This is a genomic window from Streptomyces sp. NPDC059037 (genome assembly GCF_042740015.1).
Lineage (GTDB): Bacteria > Actinomycetota > Actinomycetes > Streptomycetales > Streptomycetaceae > Streptomyces.
This window is the reverse complement of sequence record NZ_JBHYIG010000413.1, coordinates 1-6,012: the sequence shown is the minus strand read 5'-3', so window position 1 is coordinate 6,012 and position 6,012 is coordinate 1. Positions and strand designations below refer to the sequence as shown.

Here is a 6,012-nt window from a genome sequence, read left to right as displayed (position 1 = left end):
ACGCCCCCCGCCCCCCCCCCGCCGGCGCGGGGGGCGGTGGGCTCGGGCGGCGGGCTCGCGGGGGGCCCCCCCCCGCGGGGGGGGGGGCCCCCTCGTGCGCGGATCAGTTCAGCGGCGCCGAAGTGGCGTAGTAGAACGTCATCTTGGGCCAGCCGCGGGACACGGCGATCTCGTTGAACGCGTCCACGATCTCCATCGGGGTGATCTGCTTCGCGGCGGGCGCGTTCTCGACGTTGAGCTTGAACGAGAACTGCATCATCGCGTCGATGTCGCCGATGCTGACGTCGCCCGCGAACTCGGTGCCGTTCGCGATGTTGGCGTCCGACGACTGGGCCGCGTCCGCCTGGGCCGCCTCGGTCGGCTCGCCATCGGCGGCGCGCGCCGACCCGGCTCCCGCCAGGGCGGCGCCCGCCGCGGCGCTGCCCGAGTAGCCCAGTAGGGCACGTCTGGAAACTCCGGTCATGGTCCCCTCCTCATACACACTGATCTCCCCCCTGGAGATCAACTGTGAGCATATGGACGGACATGACGCCGCGGAGCCGAACGAGATCATCCGCTTCGTCCGGCCCCGCGGAGTACGTCACAAGGGCGTCACTTCGCCGGATCCACCACCCAGTCCGGGTGCCCCGGCATCGGCGGTGTCTTCGAGCCGTAGAGCCAGGGCCGCAGGAAGCCCTCGAGGTCCTCGCCCGCGACCTTCGATGCCAGGTCGATGTACTGCCGCGTGCTCGCCGTCTTCCCCCGGTAGGTGCTGATCCACGCCCGTTCGATCTTCTGGAACGTCGCGTCGCCGACCTGCTCGCGCAGCGCGTACAGGACCAGGGCCGAGCCGTCGTAGCGCATGCGCTTGAAGAGGTTCGGCTCGGTCGGCTCCGCGGGCGCGCCGAAGTCGCGGCGCCACTGGTCATGGGCCTGGTACGCGGTCTTCATCGCGGCCTCGAAGCTGTCGCCGCCGTGCTCCTCGGAGTACATCCGTTCGTAGAAGCGGGCGTGGCCCTCGCTCACCCACAGGTCGGACCAGCTCGCCAGGGCGACGCTGTCGCCGAACCACTGGTGGGTCAGCTCGTGCACCATGTTCCGCTCGGCGTCGACCTTCGTGCCCAGCAGGTCGGCCTTCGGGATCAGGGAGAGCGTCTGGGTCTCCAGGGCGACGGCCAAGTCCGTGTCGCCGACCAGGAGGCCGTACCGGTTGAACGGGTAGGGGCCCAGCCTCTCCTGAAGCCACGTCAGATGGTCCGGGGTGAGCTTGCGGTACTCCGCCGTCGGCTCGACCAGGGCGTCGGGGACGACGTCCCGCAGCGGAAGGCCGCCGGGACCCTTGGAGCCGATCAGCTTGAACTTGCCGACCGCCATCTGGACGAGCTGCGTGGACAGCGGCTGCTCGGAGTCGTACGTCCAGCGCACCCGGTCACCGGGGCGCTCGGTGCGGTCGACCAGCCTGCCGTTGGCGACCGCCGTGCGGTCCTTCGGCGTGGTGATGCGGAAGGTGATCGGCGCCCGCTGGCTGGGGTGGTCGTTCGCCGGGAAGATCAGCCGGGCCCCGTTCGGCTGCGGGTAGACCACCGTGCCGTCGGCCGTGGGTATCCAGCCGTAGTCCTCGATGGCATCGTCGCGGTGCCGCGTCTGGGTCGGGTCGGCGGTGTACGTGACCTTCGCGGTGAACGAACTTCCCTTGGCTATCGGGGACTTGGGCGTGACGGTCAGCTCGTCGCCGTCGCGGGACGTGCCCGCCGCCGAGCCGTTGACCTTGACGCCGTGCAGGGTGTTGCCGCCGAAGTCCAGGTTGAAGCGGGACAGCGACTGGGTGGCGGTGGCCTTGATCGTCGCCGTCGCCTCGAACGGCGTCTTCGGGGCCTGCCAGTCGAAGTCGAGGGTGTAGCGGTCGACCCGGTATCCGCCGTTGCCGTCCAGCGGGAACATCGGGTCGCCCAGGCCCGGCGCTCCGGGGGACGGGGCGGGCGGTGCGGACGGCGCGGCCTGCGAGACCGTTCCTGTGAGGGCGGCCGTCATGGTGACGGCCGCCGCGAGGGCGAGCCGTGCTCTGCGGCTGGGCGTCCGGTACGTGCTCATCGGAAACCTTTCGGTCGGATGGTTGCGCGGACGAGCCGGCGGGAAGATGCCCCGCCGTTCGTAGTGAGACGCACGGCCGACGGCCCCGGTTGTACCGGGCGCCACGGCATGGCCTCCCGGGTGCCGCGCGGGCCGGACACGGTGCCCGAGCCTGCCCGAGCCGCGTGGTCCTGACCGCGCCGCCAGGCGCCCGCGAGACGGCGCTGCGCGGCGGCGACGCCGAGGAGCGCCGGCGCCGAGGAGATGCGGGCGGTGTCCGACCGCTACGGCGACGACCCCGTCGTACGCCTCACCGAGCACCGCGCGCCCCGCCGGATGCCCGCCCGGCGGCGCGTGACCAAGCTCTCGCCCGCGACGGCGGAATCCGGTGGCATGGTGGACGGGTCAGTGGGGGGACGCCACTGCCGACCGATGGAGCGAGAGTTGCCATGACTGCGAGCACAGCCACCGCCACCGTGACCCGCGCGGTCACCCGCACCGGCGGCCCCAAGGAAGACGGCCCGAAGATCCTCGAGCATGTGCTCGGCTGGACCCTTGTCGTCGTCCTCGCGATGCTGGTCACGCAGACCGGGCTGATGTGACCTCGGTCTCGTAGCTCTCCGCGGTCCGGTCCAGATCCGCCCGCCAGTGCCGGTGCGGCACGCCCACCAGGCCGTACAGCCACCGTACGGGCGAGCGCCGCGACAGCAGGGTGACGCCCGCGAGCACCGCGAAGAGCGGAAGCCCGATCCACCCGCCGACGAGGCGCACCAGGACGCTCGCGACCAGCGCGCCCACGAAGGGCAGGCCGTAGACCCCGGCCGCCGCGATGGCGATCGCCAGGACCCTGTGCACCTTGCGGTCCTCGTCCGCGCCCGGCAGCGACCAGCCCTCCATCAGCCAGCCGATCTCGGTGAGCAGCATGGTGCCGATCACCGCCGCACCGAAGATCAGCAGCGCGAGGAACGTGCCGGACGTCAGGAAATCCAGTACGTGGTTGACCACGCTGTCCTGCCGCCACCGTGCGAAGTCCCGTGCGCCGGGCGCGAGGAACCGCTCGTACCCCCGGCCGTCCCAGCCGTGCACCAACGTCCCGAAGAGCAGGAAGTAGCCGCCCACGCACTGGAGATACGCCCAGTAGCCGGCCCCCACGAGGACGAGCGCCTGCGCCACGAGGAACCCGAGGACGGCGGCCACCGGGATCCCGCCCGCGTAGAAGAGCACGAACCCCGCCCACACCCCCTCGTGCCCGTCCGCGACGTGCATGGTCGCCCACGCCGGGTTCTGCCACAGCAGGAAGAGCCCCGTCGGGACAAGCAGCACCGCCGCGAAGAGCGCCGTGAGCGCGAGATACGGATTGGCGGCGCGGCTGCGGGTCCGCGGACCCTCGCCCGCGTTGATCCGCTCCCACACCTGCAACTGCCGCCCCGCGGACATCGCGAACGTCGCGCCGATCGCGTACGCCCAGAACAGGGCGGCCTGGATCTGGATCATGCGCGGGCCTCCGCCGTCATGGGCTCGCCTCCAAGGTGAGACCGTCCGTGACGATCAAGTCCGATGTGACCAGGGCCTGTTCGGCGCTCACGTCCGTCATGAAGACGAACGGCGGCACGACGGGCGGCACCGGCAGCTTGTCGGGCGTGAAGGTCAGACAGAGCAGCCCCTCCAGGCAGCCCTTGAACTTGGTCAGATAGAGCGTGACCGAGCCGCTGAGGTCCAAGGTGTCGGCGCCCAGGGCGAGTTCACGGCTCCCGTCGCGGGTCTTCAGCCGGTAGTCGGTGAGCGACGCGGCCTTCATCCGCAGCACCATGACCTTCAACGGGCCCTCGGCCGTGGGGATCTCGCGTACGCCGGCCAGGGTGAAGCCCTGCGGTGCGAAGAGGGTGGTGGTGACGGTCGGCGGTGTGCTCGGCGCCACGATCGCGTCCCCGGGAGCCGCCTTGGCCGGACTCCCGTTCATGATCCCGGCGAGGATCAGCACGGGAAGCAGCACGGCGAGCGTCCGCGTGCCCTGCCCGTCCCGCACCTTCGGCACCTCGGGCGAATCCTCGTCCCCCTCCGGGACCGGCGTCCAGCCGAAGCCCATGGCGCTGCCCGCGATGCCGAGCGCCATGCCCACCAGGAACCCGCCGAGATTGGTGGCCGCGAACGAAAGCACCGACAGGATCAGGGCGTTGACGCTCACATAGTGGTGGGCGTGCGGAAGCAGCCACAGGAAGGTCCCGGCCGCGATGAGCGCGAGCCCGATGCCGATCGCGGCGAGCCCGCCGAGCCCCAGGCTGACCAGGACGGTCAGCGGCGACAGCGGCACGAGCAGCAGCTCGGCGCCGCCCAGGACCAGCAGCAGACCGCCCCAGAAGGGCCGGGTCCGCCGCCATCGGCGCAGCACCCGGCGCGGCTCCCGCAGCGGAAGCCGCTCGTCGAGCCAGCCGCCGCCGTCCCGCGCGAACGCCTTGACCCCGGCTCTTCGGCCGCCGGTCAGAAGCACTTCTTGCCGCCGACGCTGACGTCGAGCTTCATGCCCTTGAGCCGGAAGTTCCCGCCGGTCGCCGACCAGGCGTGCGACTTCACACCGGACACGGTGATGTCACCGGCCTGCAGGCCGAACTTCCCCTTCTCGCCCTTGACCCCGGGCACTTCGTCGAGCGTGGAGGCGTCCCGCCCGATCTGGGCCGTGCCGAAGCGGGCGTCGCCCTCCAGGTCCTCGCCGTCGATCACCAGATTGCTCGCCGTGACCTGGCCCGCGTCGCCGCCCGCGGTCAGCTTGAACACCACCGTGCCCACCGGGGTCTTGACCTCGGCGGCCTGGCAGATGTCGGACAGCGTCGCGTCACCGATCCCGAGGAGCGCCACCGGGTGCCCCTTGCCGTCGATGTCCCGGTCGGTCTGTACGTAGGAGGAAAGGCCCTGGCTGGTGAGTTTCCCCGACGACACCTGGAAGCTGGTGCCCGAGACGGCGAAGGACGCGGCGAGCGCGCCCTCGGCCATCACGGAGGCCATCGCGCCGACGGCCAGGACGGCCGGCAGGGCCACAACGGCCGTCTTCTTCCAGGAGGTTCTGCCTTCGCGTACCGCGCTGCGTGCTGCGCCCACTGTCTTCCTCCCGTACGTCGATCCGCGTGCACAGGCGTGCGTAAGGGGAGTGCGTGAAGCGCCGTCGGGAGCCGAACCGGCAGGTGGCACGGTTCTGCCATACTGCGGACATCCCGAGGCAGTTGGAGACTAGGGCCGAAATTGAATAATAGTCAACAGCGTGGCACCGACCGCTCCGTGGCGCGCCGCGCCGAACTCATCACCATCGGCCGGAAGTTGTTCGCCGACACGTCCTACGACGCCCTGTCGATGGACGACATCGCGAAGCAGGCGGGCGTCGCCAAAGGGCTGATCTACTACTACTTCAAGTCCAAGCGCGGGTACTACCTCGCGATCATCGAGGACTCCGTCGCCGATCTGGTCGCGCGCGCCGGACGCCACGACGACCTGCCGCCCGTCGAGCGGGTGCAGCGCACCATCGACGGCTATCTGCGCTACGCCGAGCACCACCAGGCCGCCTACCGCACCATCATCAGCGGCGGCGTCGGCTTCGACGCCGAGGTGCACGCCATACGGGACGGTGTGCGCGAGGCGCTGATCGGCACGATCGCCGAAGGGGCGTACGGCCGCAGCGACATCCCGCGGCTCGCGCGCATCGCGCTGCTCGGCTGGCTGTGCAGCGCCGAGGGCATCACGCTCGACTGGATCGGCCACCGGGAGCTGCCCCGCGAGACGGTCTGCGACCTGCTCGTCCGCACCCTCGGTGACACACTGCGCGTCATCGAGGACTTCGAGCCCGCGTTTCCGGCGCCGGCGCGGCCATGAGGACGGGGGGGGGGGGCGCGCCCGCGGCCCCCCCCCCCCCCCCCCCCCCCCCGCCCGCGGCTCGTTATGGTGGTGTCTACCCCCGGCCACCGGTGCCCCCGCGCC

At 71.2% G+C, this 6,012-nt stretch carries 8 protein-coding genes; 3 read left to right on the top strand and 5 right to left on the bottom strand.

Going from position 1 to position 6,012, the window contains the following annotated elements:
- Positions 1 to 103 precede the first annotated feature (103 nt).
- On the bottom strand, positions 104 to 463 hold the full coding sequence (locus ACFWY6_RS43445; protein WP_384702847.1) for a hypothetical protein: 360 nt from the start codon (positions 461 to 463) through the stop codon (positions 104 to 106).
- A 128-nt stretch (positions 464 to 591) separates the two neighbouring features.
- A complete protein-coding gene (locus tag ACFWY6_RS43440; protein WP_384702844.1) occupies positions 592 to 2,070 on the bottom strand; it encodes a M1 family metallopeptidase in 1,479 nt (492 codons plus the stop codon).
- Positions 2,071 to 2,322: 252 nt separating this feature from the next.
- Between ACFWY6_RS43440 and ACFWY6_RS43435 the strand changes: the two genes are divergently transcribed.
- Entirely contained in the window at positions 2,323 to 2,502 is a 180-nt protein-coding gene (locus ACFWY6_RS43435) for a hypothetical protein (protein ID WP_384702841.1), read from the top strand.
- Positions 2,499 to 2,651, top strand: a complete 153-nt coding sequence (locus ACFWY6_RS43430) for an SCO1431 family membrane protein (RefSeq protein WP_135330026.1) — start codon at positions 2,499 to 2,501, stop codon at positions 2,649 to 2,651. The genes ACFWY6_RS43435 and ACFWY6_RS43430 overlap by 4 nt, the downstream gene beginning before the upstream one ends.
- Here the strand turns inward: ACFWY6_RS43430 and ACFWY6_RS43425 are convergent.
- The 3 genes from ACFWY6_RS43425 to ACFWY6_RS43415 are packed head-to-tail and all read right to left on the bottom strand — an operon-like array spanning position 2,629 to position 5,049.
- Positions 2,629 to 3,543, bottom strand: a complete 915-nt coding sequence (locus tag ACFWY6_RS43425; RefSeq protein WP_384702837.1) for a hypothetical protein — start codon at positions 3,541 to 3,543, stop codon at positions 2,629 to 2,631. The two genes, ACFWY6_RS43430 and ACFWY6_RS43425, sit on opposite strands and share 23 nt — an antisense overlap.
- 16 nt (positions 3,544 to 3,559) lie before the next feature.
- Positions 3,560 to 4,537 carry a DUF6114 domain-containing protein gene (locus ACFWY6_RS43420; protein WP_384702834.1) on the bottom strand — a complete coding sequence of 326 codons (978 nt, stop codon included), beginning with the start codon at positions 4,535 to 4,537 and terminating at the stop codon, positions 3,560 to 3,562.
- Positions 4,528 to 5,049 carry a DUF6230 family protein gene (locus ACFWY6_RS43415; RefSeq protein WP_384702850.1) on the bottom strand — a complete coding sequence of 174 codons (522 nt, stop codon included), beginning with the start codon at positions 5,047 to 5,049 and terminating at the stop codon, positions 4,528 to 4,530. Before ACFWY6_RS43415 ends, ACFWY6_RS43420 begins: the two co-directional genes overlap by 10 nt.
- A 234-nt stretch (positions 5,050 to 5,283) precedes the next feature.
- On the opposite strand from ACFWY6_RS43415, the gene ACFWY6_RS43410 reads away from it, so the two are divergent.
- A complete protein-coding gene (locus tag ACFWY6_RS43410; protein ID WP_384702832.1) occupies positions 5,284 to 5,907 on the top strand; it encodes a TetR/AcrR family transcriptional regulator in 624 nt (207 codons plus the stop codon).
- The last annotated feature ends 105 nt before the right edge of the window (positions 5,908 to 6,012 follow it).

Coding starts and splice junctions, on each gene's coding strand:
- ACFWY6_RS43445 (WP_384702847.1), bottom strand. CDS start 463: ATGACCGGAGTTTCCAGACGTGCCCTACTGGGCTACTCGGGCAGCGCC.
- ACFWY6_RS43440 (WP_384702844.1), bottom strand. CDS start 2,070: ATGAGCACGTACCGGACGCCCAGCCGCAGAGCACGGCTCGCCCTCGCG.
- ACFWY6_RS43430 (WP_135330026.1), top strand. CDS start 2,499: ATGACTGCGAGCACAGCCACCGCCACCGTGACCCGCGCGGTCACCCGC.
- ACFWY6_RS43425 (WP_384702837.1), bottom strand. CDS start 3,543: ATGATCCAGATCCAGGCCGCCCTGTTCTGGGCGTACGCGATCGGCGCG.
- ACFWY6_RS43415 (WP_384702850.1), bottom strand. CDS start 5,049: ATGGCCTCCGTGATGGCCGAGGGCGCGCTCGCCGCGTCCTTCGCCGTC.